This is a genomic window from Allosphingosinicella deserti (assembly GCF_003012735.1).
In the GTDB taxonomy this organism is placed as follows: Bacteria; Pseudomonadota; Alphaproteobacteria; order Sphingomonadales; family Sphingomonadaceae; genus Allosphingosinicella; species Allosphingosinicella deserti.
Genome location: NZ_PXYI01000004.1, coordinates 338521 through 364107, shown reverse-complemented (window position 1 = coordinate 364107; position 25587 = coordinate 338521). Strand labels below are relative to the sequence as shown.

29 protein-coding genes are annotated in these 25587 nt (G+C 66.8%); 19 read left to right on the top strand and 10 right to left on the bottom strand.

Features of this window, described 5'->3' with window-relative positions; translation table 11 throughout:
* Positions 1 to 55 precede the first annotated feature (55 nt).
* The 5 genes from C7I55_RS13830 to C7I55_RS13810 are packed head-to-tail and all read right to left on the bottom strand — an operon-like array spanning position 56 to position 2396.
* The gene (locus tag C7I55_RS13830; RefSeq protein WP_106513559.1) at positions 56 to 364 is read right to left on the bottom strand and encodes a hypothetical protein; all 309 of its coding nucleotides are present in this window, start codon (positions 362 to 364) and stop codon (positions 56 to 58) included.
* Entirely contained in the window at positions 361 to 648 is a 288-nt protein-coding gene (gene flgM, locus C7I55_RS13825) for a flagellar biosynthesis anti-sigma factor FlgM (RefSeq protein ID WP_106513558.1), read from the bottom strand. The genes C7I55_RS13830 and flgM overlap by 4 nt, the downstream gene beginning before the upstream one ends.
* 58 nt (positions 649 to 706) lie before the next feature.
* A complete protein-coding gene (locus tag C7I55_RS13820; protein ID WP_233222210.1) occupies positions 707 to 1228 on the bottom strand; it encodes a flagella basal body P-ring formation protein FlgA in 522 nt (173 codons plus the stop codon).
* A 56-nt stretch (positions 1229 to 1284) separates the two neighbouring features.
* Positions 1285 to 1743: an OmpA family protein gene (locus C7I55_RS13815; protein WP_158266443.1), complete on the bottom strand. Its 459-nt coding sequence runs from the start codon at positions 1741 to 1743 to the stop codon at positions 1285 to 1287.
* Positions 1740 to 2396, bottom strand: a complete 657-nt coding sequence (locus tag C7I55_RS13810) for a motility protein A (protein ID WP_106513556.1) — start codon at positions 2394 to 2396, stop codon at positions 1740 to 1742. The genes C7I55_RS13815 and C7I55_RS13810 overlap by 4 nt, the downstream gene beginning before the upstream one ends.
* A gap of 216 nt (positions 2397 to 2612) precedes the next feature.
* Between C7I55_RS13810 and C7I55_RS13805 the strand changes: the two genes are divergently transcribed.
* From C7I55_RS13805 to C7I55_RS13755, 11 genes are read left to right on the top strand one after another with little or no spacing between them, the layout of a single operon-like run.
* The gene (locus C7I55_RS13805) at positions 2613 to 2966 is read left to right on the top strand and encodes a flagellar basal body rod protein FlgB (RefSeq protein WP_106513555.1); all 354 of its coding nucleotides are present in this window, start codon (positions 2613 to 2615) and stop codon (positions 2964 to 2966) included.
* Entirely contained in the window at positions 2963 to 3373 is a 411-nt protein-coding gene (flgC, locus tag C7I55_RS13800; protein ID WP_106513554.1) for a flagellar basal body rod protein FlgC, read from the top strand. The genes C7I55_RS13805 and flgC overlap by 4 nt, the downstream gene beginning before the upstream one ends.
* Positions 3370 to 4032, top strand: a complete 663-nt coding sequence (locus tag C7I55_RS13795) for a flagellar hook assembly protein FlgD (RefSeq protein ID WP_106513553.1) — start codon at positions 3370 to 3372, stop codon at positions 4030 to 4032. The genes flgC and C7I55_RS13795 overlap by 4 nt, the downstream gene beginning before the upstream one ends.
* A gap of 26 nt (positions 4033 to 4058) precedes the next feature.
* A complete protein-coding gene (locus tag C7I55_RS13790) occupies positions 4059 to 5351 on the top strand; it encodes a flagellar hook protein FlgE (RefSeq protein ID WP_106513552.1) in 1293 nt (430 codons plus the stop codon).
* 10 nt (positions 5352 to 5361) lie between these two features.
* Complete coding sequence (locus C7I55_RS13785) at positions 5362 to 6105, top strand: flagellar basal body rod protein FlgF (RefSeq protein WP_106513551.1); 744 nt, start codon at positions 5362 to 5364, stop codon at positions 6103 to 6105.
* A 24-nt stretch (positions 6106 to 6129) separates the two neighbouring features.
* A complete protein-coding gene (gene flgG / locus C7I55_RS13780) occupies positions 6130 to 6918 on the top strand; it encodes a flagellar basal-body rod protein FlgG (RefSeq protein WP_106513550.1) in 789 nt (262 codons plus the stop codon).
* 4 nt (positions 6919 to 6922) lie between these two features.
* Complete coding sequence (locus tag C7I55_RS13775; protein WP_106513549.1) at positions 6923 to 7609, top strand: flagellar basal body L-ring protein FlgH; 687 nt, start codon at positions 6923 to 6925, stop codon at positions 7607 to 7609.
* 4 nt (positions 7610 to 7613) lie between these two features.
* Positions 7614 to 8723, top strand: coding sequence for a flagellar basal body P-ring protein FlgI (locus C7I55_RS13770; RefSeq protein ID WP_106513548.1), 1110 nt, complete (start codon positions 7614 to 7616; stop codon positions 8721 to 8723).
* Positions 8720 to 9013 carry a rod-binding protein gene (locus tag C7I55_RS13765; protein ID WP_233222208.1) on the top strand — a complete coding sequence of 98 codons (294 nt, stop codon included), beginning with the start codon at positions 8720 to 8722 and terminating at the stop codon, positions 9011 to 9013. Before C7I55_RS13770 ends, C7I55_RS13765 begins: the two co-directional genes overlap by 4 nt.
* Entirely contained in the window at positions 9010 to 10359 is a 1350-nt protein-coding gene (gene flgK, locus C7I55_RS13760) for a flagellar hook-associated protein FlgK (RefSeq protein ID WP_106513547.1), read from the top strand. Before C7I55_RS13765 ends, flgK begins: the two co-directional genes overlap by 4 nt.
* Positions 10360 to 10383: 24 nt before the next feature.
* Entirely contained in the window at positions 10384 to 11223 is an 840-nt protein-coding gene (locus tag C7I55_RS13755) for a flagellin (RefSeq protein WP_106513546.1), read from the top strand.
* Positions 11224 to 11400: 177 nt separating this feature from the next.
* On the opposite strand, the gene C7I55_RS13750 is transcribed toward C7I55_RS13755, so the two are convergent.
* A complete protein-coding gene (locus C7I55_RS13750) occupies positions 11401 to 12726 on the bottom strand; it encodes a lipase family protein (protein ID WP_106513545.1) in 1326 nt (441 codons plus the stop codon).
* Positions 12727 to 13347: 621 nt separating this feature from the next.
* Here C7I55_RS13750 and motA point away from each other — a divergent pair.
* The 7 genes from motA (at position 13348) to C7I55_RS13720 (ending at position 19895) form a co-directional block, all read left to right on the top strand.
* Positions 13348 to 14211, top strand: a complete 864-nt coding sequence (gene motA, locus C7I55_RS13745) for a flagellar motor stator protein MotA (RefSeq protein WP_106513544.1) — start codon at positions 13348 to 13350, stop codon at positions 14209 to 14211.
* Positions 14212 to 14214: 3 nt separating this feature from the next.
* A complete protein-coding gene (locus C7I55_RS13740) occupies positions 14215 to 15114 on the top strand; it encodes a flagellar motor protein MotB (RefSeq protein ID WP_106513543.1) in 900 nt (299 codons plus the stop codon).
* Positions 15114 to 15509 carry a hypothetical protein gene (locus tag C7I55_RS13735; protein ID WP_106513542.1) on the top strand — a complete coding sequence of 132 codons (396 nt, stop codon included), beginning with the start codon at positions 15114 to 15116 and terminating at the stop codon, positions 15507 to 15509. The genes C7I55_RS13740 and C7I55_RS13735 overlap by 1 nt, the downstream gene beginning before the upstream one ends.
* Before the next feature lie 172 nt (positions 15510 to 15681).
* Positions 15682 to 16518 carry an ABC transporter permease gene (locus C7I55_RS28175; RefSeq protein ID WP_158266422.1) on the top strand — a complete coding sequence of 279 codons (837 nt, stop codon included), beginning with the start codon at positions 15682 to 15684 and terminating at the stop codon, positions 16516 to 16518.
* Positions 16515 to 17663: a cytochrome P450 gene (locus C7I55_RS28170; RefSeq protein ID WP_158266421.1), complete on the top strand. Its 1149-nt coding sequence runs from the start codon at positions 16515 to 16517 to the stop codon at positions 17661 to 17663. The genes C7I55_RS28175 and C7I55_RS28170 overlap by 4 nt, the downstream gene beginning before the upstream one ends.
* Positions 17660 to 18874 (top strand): ABC transporter ATP-binding protein, encoded by a 1215-nt coding sequence (locus tag C7I55_RS13725; RefSeq protein ID WP_106513541.1) that lies wholly within the window; start codon positions 17660 to 17662, stop codon positions 18872 to 18874. The genes C7I55_RS28170 and C7I55_RS13725 overlap by 4 nt, the downstream gene beginning before the upstream one ends.
* Entirely contained in the window at positions 18858 to 19895 is a 1038-nt protein-coding gene (locus C7I55_RS13720) for a hypothetical protein (RefSeq protein ID WP_106513540.1), read from the top strand. Before C7I55_RS13725 ends, C7I55_RS13720 begins: the two co-directional genes overlap by 17 nt.
* A 4-nt stretch (positions 19896 to 19899) precedes the next feature.
* Here C7I55_RS13720 and C7I55_RS13715 read toward each other — a convergent pair whose 3' ends face one another.
* Positions 19900 to 20931 carry a UbiA family prenyltransferase gene (locus tag C7I55_RS13715; protein WP_158266420.1) on the bottom strand — a complete coding sequence of 344 codons (1032 nt, stop codon included), beginning with the start codon at positions 20929 to 20931 and terminating at the stop codon, positions 19900 to 19902.
* A gap of 82 nt (positions 20932 to 21013) precedes the next feature.
* Between C7I55_RS13715 and C7I55_RS13710 the strand changes: the two genes are divergently transcribed.
* Entirely contained in the window at positions 21014 to 22228 is a 1215-nt protein-coding gene (locus C7I55_RS13710) for a glycosyltransferase family 4 protein (RefSeq protein ID WP_106513538.1), read from the top strand.
* Here the strand turns inward: C7I55_RS13710 and C7I55_RS13705 are convergent.
* The 3 genes from C7I55_RS13705 to C7I55_RS13695 all read right to left on the bottom strand — a co-directional run bounded on the left by C7I55_RS13705 (position 22205) and on the right by C7I55_RS13695 (position 25495).
* A complete protein-coding gene (locus tag C7I55_RS13705; protein WP_106513537.1) occupies positions 22205 to 23272 on the bottom strand; it encodes a glycosyltransferase family 2 protein in 1068 nt (355 codons plus the stop codon). The genes C7I55_RS13710 and C7I55_RS13705 overlap by 24 nt on opposite strands.
* Before the next feature lie 204 nt (positions 23273 to 23476).
* Entirely contained in the window at positions 23477 to 24466 is a 990-nt protein-coding gene (locus tag C7I55_RS13700) for a Gfo/Idh/MocA family protein (protein ID WP_106513536.1), read from the bottom strand.
* A 63-nt stretch (positions 24467 to 24529) separates the two neighbouring features.
* On the bottom strand, positions 24530 to 25495 hold the full coding sequence (locus C7I55_RS13695; RefSeq protein WP_233222207.1) for an MDR/zinc-dependent alcohol dehydrogenase-like family protein: 966 nt from the start codon (positions 25493 to 25495) through the stop codon (positions 24530 to 24532).
* Positions 25496 to 25587 lie beyond the last annotated feature (92 nt).

The following is a 25587-nucleotide window of genomic DNA, read 5'->3' as shown; positions in this document are numbered from 1 at the left end:
CGCCCCCATTGCTTCCGGGGCATCTTTGCAATCACCGTGCCACTTTGATTTCTCGTCAGGCGGGCCTGCTATAGGTGCCGATTGCGGATTGTCCCCGGACGTCGCCGATGCGCTGCAGGCGCTGGCGGGTGATATCCGTCAGGAAATTGACGCGGATGCGGGCGGCGTCGGCAAGCCTGGTGATCCGCTCCGCACGTTCCCGGACCTCGCCTTCGTCGCGCCAGGCGCCGTGGCTGCGGACATCGTCGATGGCGCTGCGCAGATCCTCGACCCGGCGCTCCAGCATCGCGACATCCTCGTGGTCGAGCGCGCGGATGAGCCGCTCGTGCGCCGCCTCGAGGCGGCCAAGCGCATGAAGGCTCATGCCTCGTCCCTTGCGGGTAGATCGAGCGCGATCATGGCGGCCGCGATCCTGGTGGGATCGACCGGGTAGCGCCCTTCGGCGATCGCGGTGCGGATCGCCGCGACCCTGCCGCTGTCGACCGGCGCGCCGGAGCCCGCCATCTCGGAGATGAGGGTGGACGGCGTCGCGATCGCATCCTGGGAGAGGGCATCGCCCGCCTTTGCGGAGGCCTCGCTGCGCTCGACGGAGCTGCGGACGAGCTCGGGACGCCCGCCTCCGCCTGTCTTGCCGATCCCGTCGATCATCTGTTCGTCCTTTCGCGCGGAAAACCCGCTCTCGCCCTGATAACGGCAGATGCGCGCATCACTTAAATCCGGGCAGCGAGACGCTGCCATCCTCGCCAACGATACCGATCACCGGCGGTCCCTTGCGATCCGATCGGATCCGGATGCGGTCGCCCGCGGCGCCGTCCTGCTCGGCGATGCCGATCGTCGACACCGAGAAACACGCCGACGCGGCGGTGAGCTCGACCTGATCGCCCTTGCGGATGATCGGCTCCGGCTTCTCGGCGGCCGCTCTCGTCGCGAGTGCGGTCGCCGGCATAACCAGCGGCACGCGGATCCGCCAACCGAGCGGATCGCAGCGCACGGTCGCCGCCGCCATCGCGGGCGGTTCGATCGTCACCGGCGCCGGACAGGCCGCCAGCTTCAACCGCCGGTCGATGCCGCGCACCGCGCCGCCCGGTGCGCCGATAGGGGCGCCGAGCGCCGCGGCGACGCGCATGTCGAGCGCCGCCACGTCCGCGAACGCACCCGGGCTGTTCTGGGCCTCGGCTGCGCCTGCGACCAGCAAGGCGGCGGGAACGAGGCGTCGGAAATACGTCACAATCTGGTGCTCCCATCAGGATCCGGAAGCTCTAAGCAACGGCTGTGCCAACCGCATCAGCCACCATAACGAAGAGTGAGGCGCTGGCTCTCCGGGCCCTCGTCGGGCGGCATGACGATTCGCACCCGGCTCTCGGCGACGCCGCCATCCTGAAGCGCGCGGGCCAGAGCTGCGGCACGCGCCGCGGCAAGCTCCCAAGCATCGAACCGGTCGCCCGCGCGGTCGCGGCCGAGGCTCTCGATCACGATCCGTCGCTCCGAGCGCACGGCAGCATGGGCGATTGACGCCAGGCGGGCTCGGCTGCCCGGGCGCAGTCTTGCTTCTCCGGGCTCGAACAAATCCGCCGCGGGCGCCGTGAGCAAAGCGTGCGTTGCCCCCTCCGGCGCAAACGCCGCCCGTGCGGCCTGGGCGACCTGCATCGTGTCTCCGGCGCGCAGCAGCACGAAAAAGGCGAGCAGGAGCAGCGCCAGATCGGCGAAGCTGATCGCCCAGCGGGGAACGCCGATCCGGCTCATCCGGCCGCCCTCGTGCGGCGCTTCAGCCATTGCTCGGTGGTGCGAACCTCCTCGCGCGCAAGCGCCTCCAGCCGCGTGACGACGGCGCGCTGCCAGCGCAGCTCGGCCTTGGAGAGACGCTCCAGCCGGGACGCCGCCGATCCGAACAGCAGCACGCCGAAGATCAGGCCGTACAGGGTGGTCAGCATCGCCAGTGCCATCGCCGGTCCGAGGCCGGACGGATCGTCGAGCGACGCGAACATGCCGATCAGGCCGATGACGGTGCCGATCATCCCCATGCTCGGCGCCGCGTCGGCCGCGGTCCGCCAGAAGGCGGCGGCATTGTGATGGCGGATGCGGCGCGCCTCCATCTCGTCCGTCTGCCAGCCGGCGAAGGCATCGACGCTGGCAACGTCGATCAGCTTCAAGGCGGCGCTGCGCACGAACGCGCTCTCCGGGCCGACGCGATCGATGCAGGCGATACCCTGCAGCTGGGCGAGCCGTTCGACCTGGCGCAAGGCCATCCGGGCGACCGCCTCGTCCCGCGCGGGCGAAGCCATCACCATCGGCTTCAATGCGCCGAGCGCGCCGGCGAGATCCGCGCGGGTCGAACGCAGCACCGCCGCGATCAGGCTCCCGCCCGCGACCAGTGCAAGGGCCGCCGGATCGATCATCCGTAATATCGTTTCGAACACGCCTCACACCCTCCCGCCCGGGACAAAGAAACTTCCGCTCGGCCGCGCTGGTCCGCCGGCCCTCCCCTACGCGCGGCCGCCCGGGCGCCGGGATATTGACGCCCGGACGACTGGCACGCTCCTTGCAGAACTCGGGGTAACAGCCCGCCACAGACCATAACGGCACGTGGCCGGAGAAGTTTAGGAGCGAGAGACATGGCCGACGGCCAATCGATCTTCGGGGTTCACGGCACGGCGCTGGCGCTGCGTTCGCAGCGGCTGTCGATGCTCGCCTCCAACATCGCAAACGCCGCCACCCCCGGCTACAAGGCGCGCGACATCGACTTCGACCGGGCGATGGATCTCGCCGGTCGCGGTCGCGGCGCCGGCGCCGCTGCCGAGGAGGCCGCCGCCTATCGCGTCCCGGTCACGCCCTCGCTCGACGGCAACACGGTCGAGCTTTCGACCGAGCAGACCTTGTTCGCCGAAAATGCGGTCCAGTACCGCACCACCCTCTCCTTTCTCGAGGGCCGCATCTCCACGATCACCCGCGCGCTGAAGGGAGAATGACGATGGCGGCGCCGATGAACGTCTTCGACATCGCCGGCCGCGCCATGTCGGCGCAGCTCGTCCGGCTCAACACGACCGCCTCGAACCTCGCCAATGCCGGCTCGGTGTCGGCTACCAGGGACGGTGCCTTCCGCGCGCTGAAGCCGGTGTTCGAAAGTGTCGGCGACCGACCCGGCGTGGCCACGGTCGGCGTCTCGCGGGTGGTCCAGGCCAATGTCGAACCGGTCAAGCGCCATTCGCCCGGCCATCCGCTCGCGGATGCCAACGGAGACGTCTGGGAAGCCGGCGTCGACAGTGCGGCGGAGCTCGTCGAGATGGTCGAGAGCGCCCGCCAATATCAGAACAACGTCCAGGTCCTCCAGACCGCCAAGACGCTCACCCTCGACACTTTGAGGCTCGGCCAATGACGACCATCCCGAACACGACCTACGGCGCCAGCGCGCCCCCTAAGATGGAGACCAAACCGGCCGGGTCGATGGACCAATCGGATTTCCTGCGGCTGATGACCACCCAGCTCACCACCCAGGATCCGTTCAACCCGGTCGACAACACCCAAATGGTCGCGCAGATGGCGCAGTTCAGCCAACTCGCCGGCATCTCGGAGATGAACAAGAGTTTGGCGGGCATCGCCGAAGCTTTGTCCCCGAGCCGGCTCAACGACGCCGCGAGCTGGATCGGCCGTTCGATGCTCGTCGATTCCGAGGTTGCGACGCCGCTTCGCGACGGCAGCTATGCCGGCGAGATCGCGCTACCCAAGGATGCCGACGAAGTCACGATCAGCTACATCGACGAGAAAGGCGCCGTCGTGCACAGCGAGGCGCTCGGCGCCAAAGACGCCGGCACCCTCTCCTTCGCCTGGGACGGCAAGGCCGCCGACGGCAGCGTCAAGGCGACCGGCCCGCTGCGCATCCTGGTCAACGCCCATGGCGGCGGCGAGGCGATCAGCGCCGGCACCGCAACCTGGACCGGCATCGCCGGCATCCAGTCGCCTGCCAATGGCGGCGCGACCAAGCTCGTCACCGGCCTCGGCCTGCTCTCCCCCGACGCAGCGATCCGCCTCTCCTGATCCAACACGTTCCACGGAGCCAGACCATGTCCTTCTACACCTCTCTCTCCGGCCTCAAGGGCGCCCAGACCGATCTCTCGACCGTGTCCAACAACATCGCCAATGTCGGCTCCTACGGCTTCAAGAAAAGCCGGGCCGAATTCGGCGACATCGTCGCGGCGTCGCGGACCAGCGCCGGCCAGGGCACGCGCCTCAAGCAGATCGAGCAGCAGTTCAGCCAGGGCGGCTTCGAGGCGTCGAGCAAGGAGCTCGATCTCGCCATTGCCGGCAACGGCTTCTTCATCACCCGCGACGCGCTCACCGGCGGAAGCACGACCTTCACCCGCAACGGCGCGTTCGACATCGATGCGGATCGCTACCTCGTCGACAGCAATGGCGGCTACGTCCAGGTGCTTCCGGTCGACACCGCCGGCAACGTCACCTCGACCGGCATCGCCTCGGCCCGCAACCTGCAGATGCCGCTGACATCCGGCACCCCGCGCGCGACCTCGACGATGGATCTGTCGATCGGCTTCCCGTCCAATGCCGACGTGCCGTCGCGCCGCGCAATGTACAGCAGCGCAACGCCGTGGGCGTTCGACCGTCTGGATCCCAACAGCTACAACCATTCGACCCAGACCGTGGTCTATGACAGTGCCGGCAAGGCGCTCCCCGCCACCCTCTATTTCGCCCGCACCGCCTCGACCGCGAGCGGTGACGCGACGAACAGCTGGCAGACCTATCTCTTCGTCGGCAACGAGCAGGCGAGCGCCAATCCCGCATCGCCGACGCCGACCCCGCTCACCCTGCAGTTCGACGCCGCCGGCGCGCTGACCTCGCCGACCGGCCCCGCCACCTTCGGCAGCGTGTTCCCGGCCGGCGCCTCGGCGCCGATCGGCCTCACCCTCGATTTCGGCGCCGCGACCAACCAGTCGACCGGCACCTTCACCTTGGCCTCGCTCGAGCAGGACGGCTACGCCACCGGCAAGCTCGACGACGTCACGATCGGCGAGGACGGTCTCGTCACCGCCACGTTCTCCAACGGCACCACCCAGGCTTTGGGCAAGCTCGCGGTCGCCAATTTTTCCAATCCGACCGGGCTCAAGCAGCGCGGCGACGCGCGCTGGTCGATCACCGGCGACAGCGGCGATGCCCAGGTCGGCGTGCCCGGCGAGGACGGCTTCGGCCGCATCCAATCGGGCGCGCTCGAACGCGCCAATGTCGACATCACCGAGGAATTGGTGTCGCTGATCTCCGCCCAGCGCAATTTCCAGGCCAATGCCAAGGCGATCGAGACCGCGAACGCGATGACCTCGGCAATCATGAACCTCAGGAATTGAGGCCGAGCCGATGGACCGCCTCATCCACACCTCCCTGTCGGCGCTGCGCGGTGCGATGGCCCGGCAGGCGGCGACGGCGAACAACCTCGCCAACGTCAACACGACCGGCTTTCGCGGCGAGCTCGCGACCGCCCGGTCGCTTTGGATGGGTGGCCAGGGTTTCGCCGCGCGCGCTTTCTCGGCCGAGGAAGTGAGCGGCGCCGACATGCGCGAAGGCACAATTACCGAGACCGGCCGGGCGCTCGACATCGCGATCGCGGGCGATGCCCTGCTGACCGTGCAGGCAGCCAATGGCGACGAGGCCTATACGCGCCGCGGCGACCTCAAGCTTTCCGACACCGGCCTGCTGACCACCGGGGATGACCATCCGGTGCTCGGCGAACAGGGTCCGATCACGCTGCCGCCCGCCGACCAGATCAAGATCGAACGCGACGGCGCCGTGTGGATCGTGCCCACCGGCGGCGATCCCGCTTTGCCGCAGCGGGTCGATCGCCTGAAGCTCGCCTCGCCGGTCGGCTCCGACGTGGTCAAGGGCCTCGACGGCCTGTTCCGCGTGCGCGGCGGCGGCGCGCTTCCCGCCGATCCCGATGCAAGGCTCGTCTCCGGCAGCCTCGAAGGCTCGAACGTCGAGGCCACCAAGGCGCTGGTCGACATGATCGATGCCAGCCGCGCCTGGGAGACCCAGCTCAAGCTCATCAACACCGCACGCGATCTCGACGGCGCCGGCGCCGATCTGATGCGCCTGCCCGACTGACCGTTTCTCCGAGGAGCAGACACGATGACCAATGCCGCCCTCCATGTCGCCCGCACCGGCCTCGACGCCCAGTCCGCACGGATGCGGGTGATCGCGAACAATCTCGCCAACGTGAACACGACCGGCTTCAAGCGCGATCGCGCCGAGTTCGAGACCCTGTCCTACCAGACGATGACCGCGCCCGGGGCACCGTCGAGCGCGGAGAACCGCTATGCGGTCGGCCTCTCGCTCGGATCGGGCGTCAGCATGACCGGCACCGCGCGGGTCAACACGCAAGGGTCGGTGTCGCAGACCGACAACCCGCTCGATCTCGCGATCGAAGGCGAAGGCTTCTTCCAGGTCACCCAGCCCGACGGCACCATCGCCTACACGCGGGCCGGCAATTTCAGCCTCTCCGCCGAAGGCAAGATCGTCACCGGCGACGGCCTGCCGCTCCAGCCGGAGATCAGCGTCCCGCAGGGCGCGACGTCGGTGACGATCGGGGTCGACGGCACCGTCTCGGCCCAGCTTCCCGGCGAAACCTCTGCAAGCGAACTCGGCCGCATCGAGATTTCGCGCTTCGTCAATCCGTCCGCCTTGCAGGCGCTCGGCGGCAATCTGTTCGCCGAGACCGCCGCCAGCGGCACGCCCCAGACCGGCCCCGCCGCCGCCGAAGGGCGCGGCGCAATCCGCCAGGGTTCGCTCGAGGGATCGAACGTCAACGTCGTCCAGGAACTGGTCGACATGATCGAGACCCAGCGCGCCTACGAGGTCAATTCGAAGATGATCTCCGCCACCGACGAGATGCTCCGCAATGCCAACCAGCAGCTCTAAAGCGATGCGCGAAAAGGTGGGCAGCGGTTTTCCGCGGCAGCATCGCCGCGTCCTGAAGCGCACTGCGCTGATCGGCGCCTTCGTCCTGCTTTCGGCCGGCAAGAAGCCAGACGCTTATGCACCGGCTTATGCGCCGCCACCGCCGCCAACGCACGCCAATGGCGGGATCTTCCAGGCGAGCCACGGCTATGCGCCGCTGACCAGCGGCACCCGTGCCGCCTCGGTCGGCGATCTGCTGACCATCGTGCTGGTCGAGCGCACCCAGGCCGCCAAATCAGCGGTCGCCACCACCGGCCGCAAGGGCGACATCGCCCTCGCGCCGCCGCGGGAAGGTCCGCTCGCTCTGTTCAGGCCGCAGGAATTCAACATGGGCGGATCGAACGCGTTTGACGGCAAGGGCCAGGCGGCACAATCCAACTCGCTGTCGGGCGAGATCACCGTCACCGTCGCCGAAGTCTATCCGAACGGCACCATGCTGGTCCGCGGCGAGAAAAGGATCACGCTCAACCGCGGCGACGAGTTCGTCCGCATCGCCGGCATCGTCCGCCAATCGGATGTCACCGCCGACAACCGCATCGCCTCCACCCGGGTCGGCAATGCCGACATCACCTATTCGGGACGCGGCGAGATCGCCCGCGCCAGCCGCCAGGGCTGGCTGCAGCGCTTCTTCAGCCGCTTCAGCCCCTTTTGACAGGATGCGAGTCATGCGAACCTTCCTGCTCCTTTTCGCCGGTCTCGCCGCCGCGCTCGGCTTCGCCGCTCCGGCCGGAGCGGCCCGGGTCAAGGATATCGGCGCGTTCCAGGGGCTCCGCGCCAACCAGCTGACCGGCTACGGACTCGTCGTCGGGCTCGCCGGCACCGGCGACGATAGCCTCGAATATGCGACCCAGGGCATGAAGGGTGTCGCCGCGCGCTTCGGGCTGACCCTGCCCGCGGGCCTCAACCCCGCGCTCAAGAATGCGGCGGCGGTCATGGTCACCGCCGAGCTGCCGCCCTTCGCCAAACCCGGGCAAAGGCTCGACATCACCGTCTCGGCGCTCGGCAAGGCCAAGTCGATCCGCGGCGGCACCCTGCTGATGGCGCCGCTGATCGGCGCCGACGGCCAGATCTACGCGATGGCGCAGGGCAGCGTCGCGGTGGGCGGCCTCGGGGTCGAGGGCAATGACGGATCGAAGCTGACGATCAACATTCCGTCGGCCGGCCGCATTCCCAACGGCGCCACGGTCGAACGCGCGGTCGACGCCGGCTTCGCCACCGCGCCCGAACTCGTCTTCAACCTCGCCGAGGCCGATCTCACCACCGCCCAGCGCGTCGCCGCCGCGATCAACCTCAATCTCGGCGCGATCGCCCGGGCGACCGATGCGGTCAGCATCGCCATCCAGGCCGAGCCCGGCGCCGAAACCCGTGCGACGCTGATGAGCCGGATCGAGAATCTCGACGTCGACCCCGCCGACGCGCCTGCACGGGTGATCGTCAACGCCCGCACCGGCACGGTGGTGATCAACGGCGCCGTCCAGATCAGTCCCGCCGCCGTCAGCCACGGCAAGCTCACCGTGTCCGTCAAGGAAAGCCCGCGCGTGGTGCAGCCGGAAGCCTTCTCGCGCGGGCGGACCGAGACCGAGGAAAGTTCCGACATCCAGGTGCGCGAGGAAGCAAATCCGATGTTCCGCTTCGCGCCCGGCGCATCCCTGTCCGAGATCGTCAAGGCGGTGAACGCGATCGGCGCCGCACCGTCGGATCTCGTCGCGATCCTCGAAGCCCTGAAGCAGGCCGGTGCCTTGAAGGCGGAGCTCGTCATCCTGTGATCGACCCAATATCCATATCGGGCACGGCCCCTGCATCCGACGGCGGCACGGCGGCCGAGCTCAAGGCCGCGGCCAAGGCGTTCGAGGCGGTGTTCGTTCGACAGATGATCGGATCGATGCGCCAGGCCAGCCTCGGCGAAGATATCTTGAGCGGCGGCCAGGCGGCCGAGCAGTTCCGATCGATGCAGGATTCGCAGCTCGCCGATGCGATGGCCGAGCAAGGCGGCTTCGGCATTGCCGAAATGCTCGAGAGGCAATTTGGCGGGCTCGCTGGGGAGAAACGGGAATGAGTGATCTCCTTGCCATCGGCCTGTCCGGCGTGACTGCCTACCGCACCGCGCTCGCCGCGGTGGCGGACAATGTCGCCAATGCCGAAAATCCGGGTTACGCCCGCCGCGAGGTGCGCCTGCGCGAGGGGATCAACACGGGCTCGCGCAGCCCCCTCTATCGTGAGGATCTGCTCTTCGCCGGAGTCGAGGCCGCGTCGGTCGCCCGCGCATGGGACGCCTATCGCGCCGCCGACGCCCGCTACGCAGCCTCGGGGGCGGGACGCGCCGCGGTGCGCGAACAATGGCTCGGCGCGGTCGAGACCGCGCTCGGCGACGGCCCGTCCTCGGTCGGCACCGCGATCGGCGGCTTTTTCAATGCCGGTGAAGCGCTCGCCGCGACACCGTCCGATCGTCTCGCGCGCAGTGCCATGCTCACCGCACTGTCGATCGCAGCCGGCGAAATCCGCGAGACGGCCGAGGCTCTGCAGCGCGTCGCGACCGGCATCGCCGACGCCGCCGCGACGGAGGTCGACGGCCTCAACGCCGATCTCGCCGCGCTCGCCGAGGTCAACGATGCCCTCCGCCAGAGCAAGATCGGCGGAACCGCGCGGGCCTCGATGGAGGACGAACGCGATCGGCTGATCGATTCGATCGCCGTTCGCATCGACGTCGAGGCCTCGATCGAGGCGAACGGCACCGCCAGCCTTACCCTGGCGCGGGTGAGCGGAGTCACCCTGCTCGATCAGACCCAGCGGGCCACTGTTGGTGCCGCGACGGCGGCTGACGGCCGGATCGCGCTGACCCTGTTCGCCAACGGCACGACGACTCCGCTTCCCGCCACCGGCGGACGCCTGTCCGGCCTCGTCGATGTCGCGGGCTCGACCGCCGACAAGCGGGCCGAGCTCAACGCCACCGCGCAACAATTCGTCGATGAGGTCAACGATTGGCAGGCGGGCGGCCGCACGCCCACCGGAACGCCGGGCGCGGCGTTGCTCGTGATGACCGGCGACGCCTCGACCCTGGCGACGACGACCGGCAATCCCGCGGCCATCGCCGCCGCTTCCGGCGCGGGGGTCGAGAACGGCAATCTGCTCGTGCTCGGCGATCTGCGCGGCCCCGGCGGCGTCGAAAGCCGCTGGGCCGCGCTGGTGGCCTCGCACGCGCAGGCGCTGCAATCCGCCCGCTCCGAAGCCTCGGCCGCCGCCACCCGCCGCGACGGCAGCTTCGCCGCCCGCGACGAGGTCTCGGGCATCGATCTCGATCAGGAGGCCGCCGAATTGCTCCGCTACCAGCGCGCTTATGACGGATCGGCCAAGATCGTCCAGGTTGCCCGCGACACGCTGCAATCGATCCTCGATCTGTTCTGAACCCTTCTTCCAGGGATATATGCGATGATCACCGGCACCCGCTTCCGCCTCACCCAGGAGATCAACCGTCAGGCGCAGCTCGCCCGGGAGATCGCCCGCGGCCAGACCGAGATCACCACCGGCAAGAAGATCCTCGCGCCTTCGGACGATCCGCTCGGCGCCGCCCGCGCCGCCGAGATACGCGGCGTCGAAGCGACCCAGGAGGTGTGGCTCCGCAACGTCACCACGGCGACCGCCCTCGCCGCCCAGGCCGAAACCGCGATCAAATCGACCGGCACCGCCCTCGATCGCGCCAAGGAGCTGATGCTCCGCGCCAAGACCGGCACCAGCTCCGCCGATGACCGTGCGCTGATCGCCTCGGAGCTGCGGGGCCTGGCCTCGGAAATCGCGTCTTACCGCAGCAGCGTCGACACCCGGGGCGAGCCGCTGTTCCGGATCGGCAGCAGCCTTGCCGTTCCGGTCAACCCCGGCACGCGCATCGCCCCGGTGGCCAGCCGTGAGGCGGTGTTCTCGATCCCCATCGACATCGTCGCAGCCCTGCAGGCGGCCGCGACGGCCGCCGAGATCGCCGATCCGTCCGCGCGCGCCGCGGCGGTGACGGCATCGATCGACTCGATCGACAGGGGGGCGAACCAGATCGCGACGGCACTCGCCGATCAGGGCATCCGCGCCGACTGGCTCGACAAGGCCCGCGAAAAGCTGATCGACAACGGCCTCGTCCTCGAAGAGCAGAGAAGCGCGATTGAAGGCGCCGACATTACCGAAGTGCTGGCCCGGATCCAGATGAAGGACGTCCACCTCAAGGCAGCGCAAGCGATTTTCGCCGAAGTGAACAAGACCAGCCTGTTCGATCTGATCCGCTAGAGCCTGATCGCCTTAGTTGGAGCGTTTAGCTCCGACCTGAGGTGTGAATCAGGCTTTAGACCAAGGACGAGAGCATGATTCAGGATTAGGCTGTTTCAGCCTGATCCGATCATGCTCGAGGCTCCTGCCGAATGCTCCAGGCCTTCGATCCGCTCTCAGGGACTGGATTCCACCGTTTCAGCCTTCCTCGTCGGGAGCCTCGTCGGCGGACTTGATCCGCTCGTCCGATGCGGGCTCGACCGTGCTGAGGCGTGCGGCGGCGCGAAGCAGATTTTTCTTCGCTGCGGCCGCCGTTCGCCGCGCCTCCTGCTGGGTACCGAGCGGAAAATGCGGGATCGGCATCAGGCCGAAATAGCGGTAATATTGGTCGATATGGGCGGCCTCGATCAACGGCTCCAACTGATCGCGCGAGGTCAGCGGGTTGGTGATCCCGTAGCGCGGCCAGTTGACCCAGGTCGGCCAGGCGGGAGGATAGGGCCAGTCTCCGCCGGACGGCGGCACGATCGCTGCACCCGGATCGAAACAGCCCCAATCGGCTCCGAACACGAGATGGTTGATGCGCCAATAGTCTGCGCCCGCCACGAGGATGTTGACGCCCTTGATCAGTTCCTGGATTTCGAAGTTCAGCGCCAGGCCGAGCTTCCCCCAGATCGAATAATAGCTCCAGCCGTTAGACGGCAGCGGGGCAACGGACTGGATCCGGTTCCAGGCGCGTGGGACGATGTCGGCGAAGTTCTGATAGTTGGTGTTCCAGTAGGGATAGGTAGCACCGCCTGAAGAGATTTGAGGGTAAGCGGTGTTGAACAGAGTCGCGAACGCCTTGTTGCCCGGCGTCGGACCCGCAAGTGCGAGCACATTGACCTTCTGCCAGCCGGAGCCGGCGGGATCCGGGTACAGGTTGAGCGCAAGCGTCGGCGCCAGAGCGCCACCGAGGCTGTGCCCGGTGAAGATCAAGGTGGAGGCGCTCTTGTCGGTGGCGGAGATTGCCTCGAGGAAGGTTGCCAAGCTCGCGCCCGAGCTGTCGGTCATTCCCAGAAGGTTGGTGATGCCGGTGAACGTGGCACCGGAAATCTTGGCGCCGTTGAAGGACCCGCCATTCAGCGGCCAGTCCACCATGTCCGACGCGGCGACATTGCCGTCCTCGTAAAACCAGTCGTAGAGGCTGTCGAAGTCCGTTCCGGCGACCCCGACGACATAGACACGCTGTGAAGGGCTGAAGGCGACGTACATCGCGTTCGCCGAATAGCTCTGGGAAACGTGCGGCTGCGGTATCGCGACGGGCCCCCAAAGGATTTCCCAGTCTCCACCGATCAACTGGTAGCCGATCTGCGCGCTGTTGAACCATGGCAGAAAGCCGTGATAGTCGCTGCCGTCCGGCGCCGTTCCACCATTCAGGTAATTCCGCAGGTAGGTCGTAAGCCCGGCCTGCGAGTCGACAATGCCTGAGGCGCCGTCAGCGGCGAAGGCCATGTACACAACCGATTGCACAAGATCCAATGTCATCGTTGCACCCCCTGGTTCTTCGAATATCTCCGCTCGATCGCTGGTGCAGGCATAGCCGCACGGTCGAACGACACTCTATTCTTCGGCGCAGCGGATAGCGACTGGCCGACCCGTCAATCTTCGCCGAACCGGATCATTCTTTCTATTTATGATTGCTGCGCAAGAAGGTAAGGGATACCGGAACGCCGAGTGCGCGCCCCTCGGGAAGCCAGACATGCCGACACCTCCGGCGAGGGATAGAAGCTCGCTGCGTCAGACGGTTGGGGGAGCACTATAGACTCCCGGCTTGGGCTGAGAAATTCGCGGCGGGAGACGTTGCGGCGCAACCAAAGACCCCGCTTGGGCTGAGCTTGTCGAACCCCCAACCTTCACGTCCTTTCTCGAGGGGAAAGACGGGCTTCGACGGGTTCGGCCCGAACGGTAAGCTCGGGGTGAATGTGATGAATCTCACCGGGAAGGGCTCGCGCGCCGGTGCGCTGATGCCGGAACATCCGGAGTGAGCGGCGGCGCTGCCTTCGCCCCCGTGCCCCACGTTGCGAGGCGCTAAAGCTCTCCGGCATCCTGCCGTTAACGTTGCTGCGAGGCGGGCATCTTCCTGCCTCCCAATCAGGTGGGGTCGAGATGTTTCCAGCGATCGGCGTGATCGTCGTGCTCGTCATGGTGTTCGGCGGGTTTCTGATCACCGGGGGCGCGCTCGGGCCCGTTCTCCATGCCATTCCGCACGAAATGCTGATCATCGGGGGCGCCGCGCTCGGCGCGGTGATCGCCGGCAACTCGCTCAAGGAACTGAAGGCCTTGTGCGGCGGGGTCGTCAAGATTTTCAAGGGGCCGCAATATCGCAAGCAGGATTTCCTCGAGGCGATCTTCCTGGTCTCGCGGCTGATGAAGATGCTGCGCACCGACGGGCCGGTGGCGGTCGAGCCGCATATCGAGGATCCCCGATCGAGCCCGATCTTCGCCGAATATCCGCGGCTGCTGAAGGACGACACGCTCGTCCATCTCATCGCCGACACGTTGCGGCTGGTCGTCGTCTCGTCGGGAACGCTCGATCCGCACGCCGTCGAGGAGGTGATGGACAACAATCTCAAGACTCACCATCACGATACGATCCGGCCCGCCGACACTCTACAGAGCCTGGCCGACGCCCTCCCTGCCCTCGGCATCGTCGCGGCCGTGCTCGGCGTGGTGAAGACAATGGGGTCGATCGATCAGCCGCCGGCGATCCTCGGCGGAATGATCGGATCGGCATTGGTCGGCACCTTTCTCGGGGTTCTGCTCGCCTACGGCATCGTCGGTCCGTTCGCCAATCGGGCGCGGCAGGTGATCGAGGCGGATTCGGCGATCTACCATGTCGTCAAGCAGATCATCGTCGCCTCCCTGCACGGCCATCCATTGCCGCTGGTGATCGAAGCGGCCCGATCCAGCATCAGCCATTCCAACCAGCCTGCCTTCGCCGACGTGTTCGACGGCATGCGGGGACGCTGAGCGGTGGCGAGCAAGGCGCGCGGCCGCAACGAGCCTCTTCCCCGGCCGATCATCGTCAAGAAGATCGTCGCGGCCGCGCATGCCGGCCATCATGGCGGTGCCTGGAAGGTCGCTTACGCCGATTTCGTCACCGCGATGATGGCCTTCTTCCTCCTGCTCTGGCTGCTCGGCATGACCGACGAGCAGAAGCGAAAGGGGATCGCAGACTATTTCACGCCCACCCTTGTTGAGCTTCGCCAGAACAGCGCCGGCGCGAACGGTGTGCTCGGCGGCGATTCCCTGATCGCGGAAGACGATTATGCGCATCGCGCCCGCCAGACCGGGCAGCGCGCCATCGTCGTTCCGCGCGCCGCGATCGGTGGGCCGGAGAGCGGCGACTCCGCGACGCAGGACCGCGCGCGGTTCGAAGCACTCAAGCGCGCGCTCGATGCCCGCATGGCCGGCGATCCCGATCTCAAGGCTTTGCGCAAGAACGTCCGCCTGGTCGAGACTCGCGAAGGATTGCGCATCGATCTCGTCGACGAAGCCGACTTCTCGATGTTCGCGCTCTCCACCGATCGCCTGCTGCCCCGCGCCAGCCGCCTGATCGGCGAGGTCGCAAAGGTGATCGCCCGGGTTCCCAATGCCGTCATCGTCCGCGGCCACACCGATTCCCTGCCCTATGCCTCCGGACGCATGATGAACAATTGGATGCTGTCTACGGCGCGGGCGGAGGCGACACGGGCGAAACTGGCGCAATCCGGCATCGGCGCCGATCGGCTCGCGCGAATCGAAGGGGTGGCGGATCGCGAACCGTTCGTGCCGGCGGACCGGTACGATCCTCGCAATCGGCGCATGTCGGTGATCTTGGCATGGCAGAAGGGTGGCGTGAGCGGCATCGAACAAGAGGAGGCACGCCATTGATGCTGCCGCGAACCAGGCCTGGAAGCGAAACGCCGGACGACAGCAATCGCGCAGTGCCGCTTGCATCGGAACGACGCGTCGAAATCCGTCACCCCGTCGCCGGCGCGGAAGCACGCCTCGTGTTCGAGGGCATGCATTATGTTCTGAGGCTCAAGGATCTCTCGATCTATGGACTCTGCGGGCTCACCGATGCGCCGATCGCGCCCGGCCAGTTCGCCGCCATCCTGTTCGAGACGGAAGACCCATGCGAAAGCGAGATACGCTGGGTGCGGCGGACCCTGATCGGCGTCAGCTTCCTGCGGCCGCTGCCACTGGACATCGTCCACCGGATGCGCGTTCGCCATGCCGCACTGCGTCGGCGCGCCAAAAGCCGAAGGATCACGGGCTTCCATTAGAGCGATTTGCGGCCACTCGGGATGCTCTGGCGGCTTGAAGATCGGGGTAACCCCAAGGATCTGCAGCGGGCGTTCCGATGCCAACCTTCTGAGCCGGGATCTCGGCACGCGGGAGGCACGTCCACGACAGCACTGCCGTCGCGGCCCTCTGTCCCTTTTGCACGAAGCCATTATGGTCGTTCCGGTGACGGATCCGACGCTCATCAGCGCCCGCCCCCAGCTTGCCGACCCGCGCGGTTTCGTGCGTGCGGCGTTCGTCGACCTTCGCCTGTCCGTGCCGATCGGATGGGCGCTGTTCCGGGCAAATCTGCGCGGCCGGCAAAGACGGTCGGCGCTTGGCTGGCTGTGGCTCTTGGCTCCGGCGGCTGCGGCGACCCTGATCTGCACCTATCTCCAGTCCCGGCAGATCGTTGCGGTCGGCCCGACACACCTTCCCTATCCCGCCCATGTGCTCGTCGGAATGCTGCTCTGGCAGACGTTCGTGGAAGCGCTGAACGCGCCTCTGCAGCACCTGACGAACGGCCGGCAGATGACAACTCGCAGCCGCGTCCCCCACGAGGCCCTGATCCTTGGCGGTCTCTTCGAAGTCCTGCTCAATGCCGGGATCCGCATGCTGGTTCTTGCGATTGCTTTGCTCGCCTTCCGTGTTGCACCGGCGCCGACGATCCTGCTCGTTCCGGTAGGCATCGGCGCCTTGATCATGCTCGGGCTCGCCTTCGGCATGATCGCGCTCCCGTGGGGGCTTCTCTATCAGGACGTCGGCCGTGCGATCGCGCTCGCGACCGGGCTGTGGTTCTTTCTCACCCCGATATTCTATCATGCACCGGCCGCCGGGCTGACCCGCTTCAATCCGGTCACGCCGCTTCTGGAGACGACCCGGTCCTGGCTTGGGCCGGGCCCGGCGTTGGCCGGCTTCCTCCCCGTCGTTGGAGCAACCGCATTGGTCCTCGTGATCGCATGGCTCTTCTACCGTCTCTGCCGTCCCCATGTCGTGGCGCGGCTCGGATGAAGGTCTTGTCCCGGATCGTCTCGGCAGCACGCCGGCGCCTCGGCGCGACGCACTTCGTGGCGCCGCCGGACGCGCAGACGATCGATCTCGACAAGGCGGCCGTCGCCGCAAACCCGTTCCCGCATTATGATCGCCTGCGCGCTGCCGGCAGCGTCCAATTCCTGCCACGGCACGGTTTCTGGATCATCCTCGAACATGACGACGCCCGGCGCGCACTGGGGGACGCCGAGACTTTCTCGAACGCGCCTTATGCCGGCGTCGATGCCGTCCTGCTCGCAGCGGATCCGCCCGGCCAGGCCGCCATCCGCCGGCTGCTCTCCCGGCGCTTCGCGAGCAGCAATCTCGGTCGCCTCGAGGAAAGGGCGCGGGATATCGCGCGCGCCGTATTGCGGCCGGAAATCGATGCGGTCGGCGGTTATGCAGCGCCGATCAGCCGTGCCGTTGCAGCCGAACTGATCGGCTTCGACGCCGCGGCAGTCGCGGAGATCTCCGAGGGCTCCGTCCGGGCGCTCGCCACCTCGGAGCCACTCGCGGAGCTCATTGCCGTGCTGGACCGGATCGCGCCGCGCGCCTCGATCTTCGCCGAATTGGGCGACGATGCCGGCGGCCTGGTCGGCGACGCGGAAATACGCAGCCTCGTACGCCTGCTGTGGCTCGCCGCCACCACCACGACGGAACGGGTGATTGCCCACGCCATACTGCGTCTCGCGGACGACCCCGATCTCACGGCGCGGATCGGATCGAACAGGGTCCTGCTCGGACCGTTCATCGAGGAGGTGATGCGGCTGCATCCGCCCGAGCACCTGCTTCCGCGCCTCGCCACCAGGTCGGTCGAGACCGCCGGCGTTACCATCCCGGCCAATGCGCTCGTCCAGATCTGCGTCGCTGCGGCCAATCGCGATCCTGCGCATTTCGATCGGCCGCACGATCTGCTTCTCGATCGGCCGCAGAAGCGCCACCTCGCATTCGGATCCGGAATCCACCATTGCCTCGGCGCGCCGCTCAGCCGCCGGGTGGTGGCGGCAAGCCTCGACATTCTCCTTGACGCGGCCGGCGACCTCCGCCTGCGTGCGCCGGCGCAAACCCTGCCTTTCTTCAAGACGGCGAGCGCACTCAGCCCAACCGAGCTGCCGATCGCTTTATGAGCGACGCCCCGATCCTCGCCGTAACCGGACTGTCGAAACGCTACAGCCGCGAGCTCCGGAGCGCATTGGCCTACGGCATCCGGGACATTGCCCGCGAATTCCTGCCGGGGCGGCCGGCCGCGCTCAGGCCCAACGAATTCTGGGCGTTGGACGACATCCATTTCTCTCTCGGCCGCGGCGAGGCGCTTGCCGTCGTCGGCCATAATGGTGCCGGCAAGAGCACGCTGCTGAAGCTCCTTTTCGGGCTGGTGAAGCCCGACCGCGGCGAGATTGCCATTCGCGGCCGCGCCGAGGCCCTGATCGAGCTCGGCACCGGCTTCAACCCGGTGCTGAGTGGACGCGAGAACGTCCGGGTGAGTGCGGCCTATCATGCGCTGGACCGGCGGGCGGCGGATCGCCTGGTCGACGACGTTGCCGACTTCGCCGAGCTTGGCGCGTTCTTCGATGCCCCTGTCCAGTCGTTCAGCTCGGGGATGAAGGCGCGGCTTGCATATGCCGTGATCGCGCATCTCAAGCCCGATCTGCTGCTGGTCGACGAGGCGCTGGCGGTCGGCGATGCGGCGTTCCAGCGCAAATGCGTCGCCCACATGCGGTCCTATCTGGCGGAGGGAGGATCGCTGCTGCTCGTCTCCCACAGCCTTCACCAGATCCAGGCCGTGTGCGATCGCGGCATCCTTCTCGAACAGGGCAGGCTCGTCTTCGAGGGTTCGGCCGTTGAGACGCTCCATCGCATGTTCGAAACGCGACCGGTGGAGCGCGGTCCCTCGGCAGCGCCGGGCCCGAGCGACGAGGCGCCGGTGGCGATCGAAGCGCTTCTGGTGGAAGGCGAAGCGCAGGAGGGGGTTGCAACCGATCAGGGGATGCGGCTGACCGTTCGCTACCAGTGCCGCCAGCCCGTCACGATCCTCTGGGTGTTCGCGATCTGGACGGACGATCAATGGACCTGCGTCACCGGCGCCGTGGCCGCGGCCCCCACGCGGCTCGAGCCGGGCCGCGGCGAACTCCACTGCGTCGTACCGCGGCTGCCTTTGCTCCCCGGCCATTATGTCGTGAAATGTTCGTTCAACGACGCGGCCACTCTGCTTCCGCTCGCTCTCCACGGCTGGAAGGATGCAGGCACCGGCATCACGGTCAAAGGCGAGCCGACTGCAACGGCCGTGGCGATGGCGCGCATGAACGCCCTGGTGAAGATCGATGTCGACTGGCGCTGAGCTCGACGGGGCAATCGCCCGCGGAGTCGCGTTCCTCGCCGAGGCACAATGTGCCAGCGGCGAATTGCCGGTCTTCGCGTCGACCGATCCGAAGATGGAGACGGGCTGCACGCTTGATCCGTCGATCTTCCCTACGGCGTTGATGGCGCAAAGCCTCGGCTTCTGCCCGGAGGCTGCGCCGGTACGCGAGCGCGCGCTCGCATTCCTGCACCGCGAGATGGATGCCAACGGGCTGTGGAGACACTGGACACGGGAGCACCCGTTCTACGCACAGCTGCCGCCGGATCTCGACGACACCAGCTGCGCCTCAGCCGCGCTCGCATCGGCCGACATTGCCTTTCCCGACAATCGCTCGCTGCTGCTGTCCAATCGCGATCTGCGCAGCCGCTTCTTCACCTGGATCTCGCCGCGACCGCGCCTGACCAAAGGCCGCCATCTCGCCGTCACGGCGGCGCAGCTTCGCCATGCCGTCACCCTCTTCTTCTTCTATCGGCGTACATCGGCCAAGCCGTACGACGTCGATGCCGTCGTCAACGCCAACACCCTTTTCTACCTCGGCGACTTCCCCCGTCGTGAGGCCGTTGCCGCGATGTTGCTCGATGTCCTGCGCGGCGATGGCGAACGAAGTTGCGACAAATGGTACGATAATCCGTTCGCCATCTGGTATTTCTTCTCGCGCGCCTTGGCCCCGATCGCCCCGGAAGCTGAAGCGATCGTCGCCCGGAAAATCCTTTCGGCAGATCCGGAAACGACGCTGGACCGGGCGCTCGCCGCCTGTGCTTTGCTTTGGTGGGGCCGGCAGCCTGCGCCGTCATTGGTCGATGCTCTCCTGGCATCCCCGGATGTTCAGGGAAGCTGGCCGCGGGCGGCGCTTTACCATGGCGGGCGGCAGCGGCGCAAAGACGGCGTCTTCGCAGATCCGCATCCGGATACGCCGCGCTGGGGATCGGAAGCGCTCACCACCTGCTTCTGCCTCGAGGCGCTGTCGCGTGTCCGCGCCGACGTGCATAAGGTCGAATAGCCGCTCAGCGGCCTCGGATCAGACGTCGCTCGACATGCATCTTCACCGACTTTCCCACCAGCTTCCACGCATCCTCGGCGACGACCAGCGCGCGGCGATGGAACAGCAAGAGATGGAGCCCGAGCACGACGAGATCGGCCGGGTGGGTCACGGCCGAGGCGGCGAGCACCGACAGCGGCAGCAACACGTCATAATATTCGTGGAGAAAGATGAAGAAGCCGGGTTTGGGATCGGCAATCACCGGACGCATCTGCCACAATCGCATCCGGCGATAGCAAAAGCAGAGATGGGCGGCGATCCCCAGCAGCGGCAGAAGGCTCGCCATCTTCCAGAGCAGAATTGCAAGGCCGGCCACCTCCAGCGGAAAGGCGAGCCAGGTCCCCAGCCGGGCCGCGACGTGCGGCGGGTGGCGCTCGGCAAAGGTCCGCACGCCGGCGGCGATGTCCCGCTCGCGGTCGAGCAATTGGTGCCACAAATTGCCGCGAAGGCCGTAGCCGAGCGCCCACGCCGCCGCTGCCGAGAGCCAAACCGGATCCACCGGCTGTTGCGCGCTTGCACAGGCGAGCGCGACCGCCACCATGGTGGGGAACAGGTGCGCGCCACAGGCATCGGCAAGGACTCCCGCCAGGCCCCGCGCCTTGAGCCGCACGGGCGGTACCGAATAGAGAGTGAAGGCGATCCACGCCGCCCCGTAGCACGCGAGCAGCAGCCGCTCGTGCCGCCACAGCCAGAAGAAGATTGCGCCGCCGGCCAGGGTCAACAGGATCGCAATCATTCGGAATGCGGCGGATCGTCCGACCATGCGATTGCGCTTGCCCGCGGCAAGATCGTCGTGAACGTCGGTGATGTCGTTGATTATGCTGACATATGCCGCCCCCGGCAGCAGCGAGAGCAAAAGCAGAACGGCCCCGCCCCAGAGTTCGCCGATGCCGCTTCCGAGCAGCAGGCATGTCGCATAGAAGAAGGTCAGGATCGGAACGAGCTTATAGTCCCACCATTCGCCCGCTCGAAGGACGGCCGCGACCCCGTCACGCATCGCGTGCGCCGGTCCCGAAGCAATAATCGCTTTGTTCCATCGCCAACCTTTCCTAGTACTTGTCCGGGGGAAGGACCAGACTATGGGTAGCAAGAGCGAAATGCCGGCGCGGCCGATGCGCTTCGCGTTCATCAGCAGCAACTTTACCTGGGGTGGGAGCGAAGAGCTCTGGAGCCTGACGGCCGCTGCGCTGGCCGGGGACGGCCACAAGGTCGTCGCCTACAAGAACCGGTTCAAGCCGCACGAAGGCAATGTCGACGCGCTGCGCCGGCTCGGGGCCAAGCTGATCGAGCTTGCCCGCTTCCCGTTTCTGCCGAATACCCTCTTTTCGGCGATCTTCTGGATTTCGCCGCCGCTCAGCGTCGCCTGGCAGGCGCTCCGCCTGCACGTCAGCCTTCGGGCGCGCAAGCGCCCCGATCTGGTCGTCATCTCGCAAGGCGGCAACCATGACGGCTTGCTGCTCGCCGGGATCTGTCGCCGGATCGGCTATCCCTATGTCCTGATCAGCCAGAAGGCGACCGACCTTTACTGGCCGCGAGACACCTGGCTGAAGGAAGTGCGCGCAATCTATGCGGAGGCGTTGCATGCCTTTTTCGTCTCCAAGCACAATCATCGCCTGACCGAAGAGCAGATCGGCTGCCCGATCGAGCGCGCCTCCGTCACCCGCAATCCGTTCATGGTTCCGTGGGAAAAGCGCGGCGACTGGCCATCCGAGGAAGCCGGGCTCCGCCTCGCCTGTGTCGGGAGGCTGTACCCCAAGGAAAAGGGACAGGACATGCTCCTCCGTGTCCTGGCCGACGAGAAGTGGCGGGCGCGGCCGGTGAGCGTGACCTTCTTCGGAAGCGGCGAACAGCAAGAAGCGCTCGAGTCGATGGCGGCCTATCATCGCCTGTCCAGCGTTCGCTTCGGCGGCTACGCGACAAACGTCGCGGCGATCTGGGATGATCATCACGGGCTGGTGTTGCCGACCCGCGCCGAGGGCCTTCCGCTCGTGCTGGTCGAAGCGATGATGAGCGGACGAGTGGCGATCGCGACCGACATAGCCGGCAATTGCGAGGTGCTGGAAGACGATGTCACCGGCTTTGTCGCCGCCGCGCCGACGGAAGCATCGATCGACGAGGCGCTGGAGCGCGCCTGGGTGCGGCGCGACGAATGGCGCATGATCGGAGCGTTGGCCGCGGACCGCATCCGGGATCTCGTTCCCTCTGATCCTCCGCGCACGCTTGCCGCCGAGCTCGTGCGCATTGCCGGAGCGATTGCGGGACCGAAGGGATCAGGCGGCCAGATCGGGGATTGAGACGCGCGCCGCGGCAGCCTCACTGCGACTTGCCTCCTCGGCGCGGCGGCAGGCGGCTTCCGCAATTCGCCACTCGCACGGGCAACCATCCACGAATCGCTTGCGGACCGAATGATCGCGCAGTCGCACGACGCCACGGAGAAAGGCACGGAGCGTTGAAGGCGACACCCGGCCCCATGCAGCCCAGAGCAGCACTGCCGCAGTCTCCGCATTCCAGCCAAGCCGGCCGCGCTGCAACAGGCGACGCAGGACGGAAGGTGAGCGCCCCGACCACAAACGGGTCGAGCCGAGCGATACGAACACCCGCGGCAGCACCTTGCCGTCCGCGGGATCCCCTTCGATGCCGATCATCCGCCGATACATGCGGTCGACCGACGTCTCGACGAGTTCCTGATCCGACGTCAGGCGCGTGCTCAGCGCCGACGATCGATGGAAATACAACGCATCCGGCAGCACCAGCAGCGAGCCGATTTCGGCCATGCGCATGTAGAGGTCGGCGTCCTCCCAGAAATTCGCCTCCGCACGATAGCCGCCCGCACGATCGAACGCGTCCCGCCGGAACATGATGGAGCCGTGCGGGAACGGTGAAAAAGGGGTTGTCCGGGACAATCGCCAGCGATCCCGCGGCCGGAGGTGTCGTCCCTGCTCGTCTATTCCTTCCCAAAGGGTGCCGACCAGGCAGGCAGCGGGTGCGGCGGCAAGGGCCTCGATCTGCCGCTTCAATCGATCGGGGTGCGCGACATCGTCCGCGTCCATACGTGCGACGAGACGCCCGGACGAGTTCGCGACGACCCAGTTGGAGCTCGCGGCAGGGCCGAGCGACTCGCTGCCGATGAACAGACGGATTCGCGGATCGCGAGCCGCCCAGGACTGGAGCCGGCCAGTGGAGCCGTCGGTCGATCCGTCGTCCCGAATGACGAACTCGAAGTCGGCGAAACTTTGATCGAGGATGCTGCTTATGCTTGAATCGAGAAAGGGGCCGGCATTTCGAACGGGCATCACCACGCTGAGCGCCCGCGGCAGAGACCCGCTTTCCTGAACCATGCTGTCTTCTCCCCCTTCCCGCCCCCAAGACAGGAACTATTATCAAGCCTGGGCCCACACCCAAGGCTCCCACGGAGAATAAACAGGCAGACTGGCACTGGTTGACGTCGTACACTCCACGATGGCCCAAGCATCGGGACGACATTTGTCTGCACCCGCAATCAGATAACACTGATTGCGAGCGAAGAAAATCATTTTCGGTCCTTACGGCCGTGCGTAGACGCGGTCCAGAACCGCCGCAACGTCGATCAAGCGTGCTGCATCAGGATCAAAGCGCTCGCCCGAGGACAGACGTTGCGCCCAATCGGCGGCGGCCCGGCCGCCCCATGAATCCGGCGGGCCGGCGAGCGTCTCCGAAGACGTGCCGCGGAAACGCTCCGCCGTGAAGTCGTAGAAGGATCCGCCGACGTTGCGCAAGGCGGCACCGCCCTCCGTTCCGTAAAAGGATGCGGAAATCACCGCCTCGCAGCCGGCCGGCAGCCGCCAGGAGCAGGCAAGGCGCACCGAAGTGTCGTTTTCGAGGCCGATCTGCGCAACGGCATAATCCTCCACCTTGCCTGGGGCGAGCCGCGCACCGCCTGCGAGCAATTGCGCGTCCACCGTCTCCACCGCGGGAAAATCGAGCGCCCAAAGCGCCAGATCGACGAGATGGACACCGAGATCCATTACGCACCCGCCACCCGACAGCGCCGGATCGTAGAACCAGGCCTTGTCCGGCCCGTAAGCATTGTGAAAGACGAGATCCGCAGCATAGACCCGGCCGAGTTCGCCGCCACGCAGCATCTCCCGGATTCGCTGCATTCCGGCGGTGAACCGATACGACAAGTCGACCGCAAGCAGCCGATCGGCCGCGCGTGCGGCCTCTACGACCGAGGCGACTTCGGCGGCGGTGCGACCGAGCGGCTTCTGGCAGAAGACGGCGGCCCCCGCCTGCAGCGCGCGGATCGATTGCTCCGCATGGAGCGCACTCGGAGTCGCGATGACGATCCCGTCCAGCCGTTCGGCCAGCAGACCTTCGAGACCATCCACCCGCTTCGCGGCGGGCGCGAGCTTACCGGCCTCGGCCGCCATCTCGTCGGAGGGATCGGCGAAGGCGGCTGCCTCGACGGCGCCGGTCGCCAGCATCGCCTCCATGCGATGGCGGCCGATCCACCCGACGCCGAGAAAGCCGATGCGGGGACGGGAAGAAGACATGGGCGCGTTCCTTTGGTCCGCCGAGGCGGGCAGATGATCAGTGTCGAAAGGGCGGAGGCCGGATCAGACGGTCACGAGCGCCTTGAGGAAGCCGTCCGGCCGGTCGCGGGTGGCGTTGAGCGCATCGTCGAGTCGTTCGAGCGGATAGCTGTGCGTGTAGAGGGGCGACGGATCCAGCCGGCCGGAGGCGACCGCGTCGACGGCCTCGCGAATGCCTTGCATCGCCACGTCGGGATCACGCTCGTGCGCGTTGATCACGTCGATGCCCTTCCAATTCCACATCTGCATGTTGACCTGGCGCGGACCGTCCTGGTGATAGCCGGCAACGATCAGCTTGCCGCCCTCCCGCACGAGTTCGCCGGCGAGATCGAGCGGCCACTGCTTGCCGACGGCCTCGATCACGCGATCGCACAATCCGCCATCGGTCAGCCGCTTCACTTCCTCGATGATCGCCCAGTGGTCATCCATCGGGATCGTTGCGGCAGCGCCGAACTGCCGCGCGACATCCAACGAATAGGGCCGCCGCGAGATCGCGATCACGCGGGCGCCGGCATCGGTGGCAAGGCGGGTGAGGATCGCACCGAGGAAGCCGATGCCGACGATCGCCACCGTCTGCCCGGCGCGCACGTCGCTGCGGCGGAAGATGTTCATCGCGCAACCGAGCGGTTCGCCCGGAAAGGGCTGCCCTGCAAGCGCATCGGGAAGCTTCACTGCGGCGGAAGCTTCCGAAATGTCATATTCGCCATAGCTCTTGAACGACAAGGCGGCGACCCGGTCGCCGAGCGTGAAGTCCGCAACACCCTCGCCGATCGCGTCGACGACACCCCAGCCCTCATGCCCGAGCGCACCCGGTTCGGTTGGGAATTGCATCCATTCGGGCCCTTCCCAGGGCGTCAGATTGGATGCGCAGACACCGCAGCCTTCCAGCCGCACGCGGATCTGCCCTGCGCCGGGCTCCGGCACACTCACCTGCTCGACCTTGAGCCGCCCTGGTCCCTCGACCACTGCGGCCCGCATCAGACTTGCCAATTTCGATCTCCACCCCAAACGTAAGGAAGCCCATTCATGGAAACGGGCGATTTCGGCAACGCTCTTCTTTGAAGAAGGTTGCGGGTCCGAAA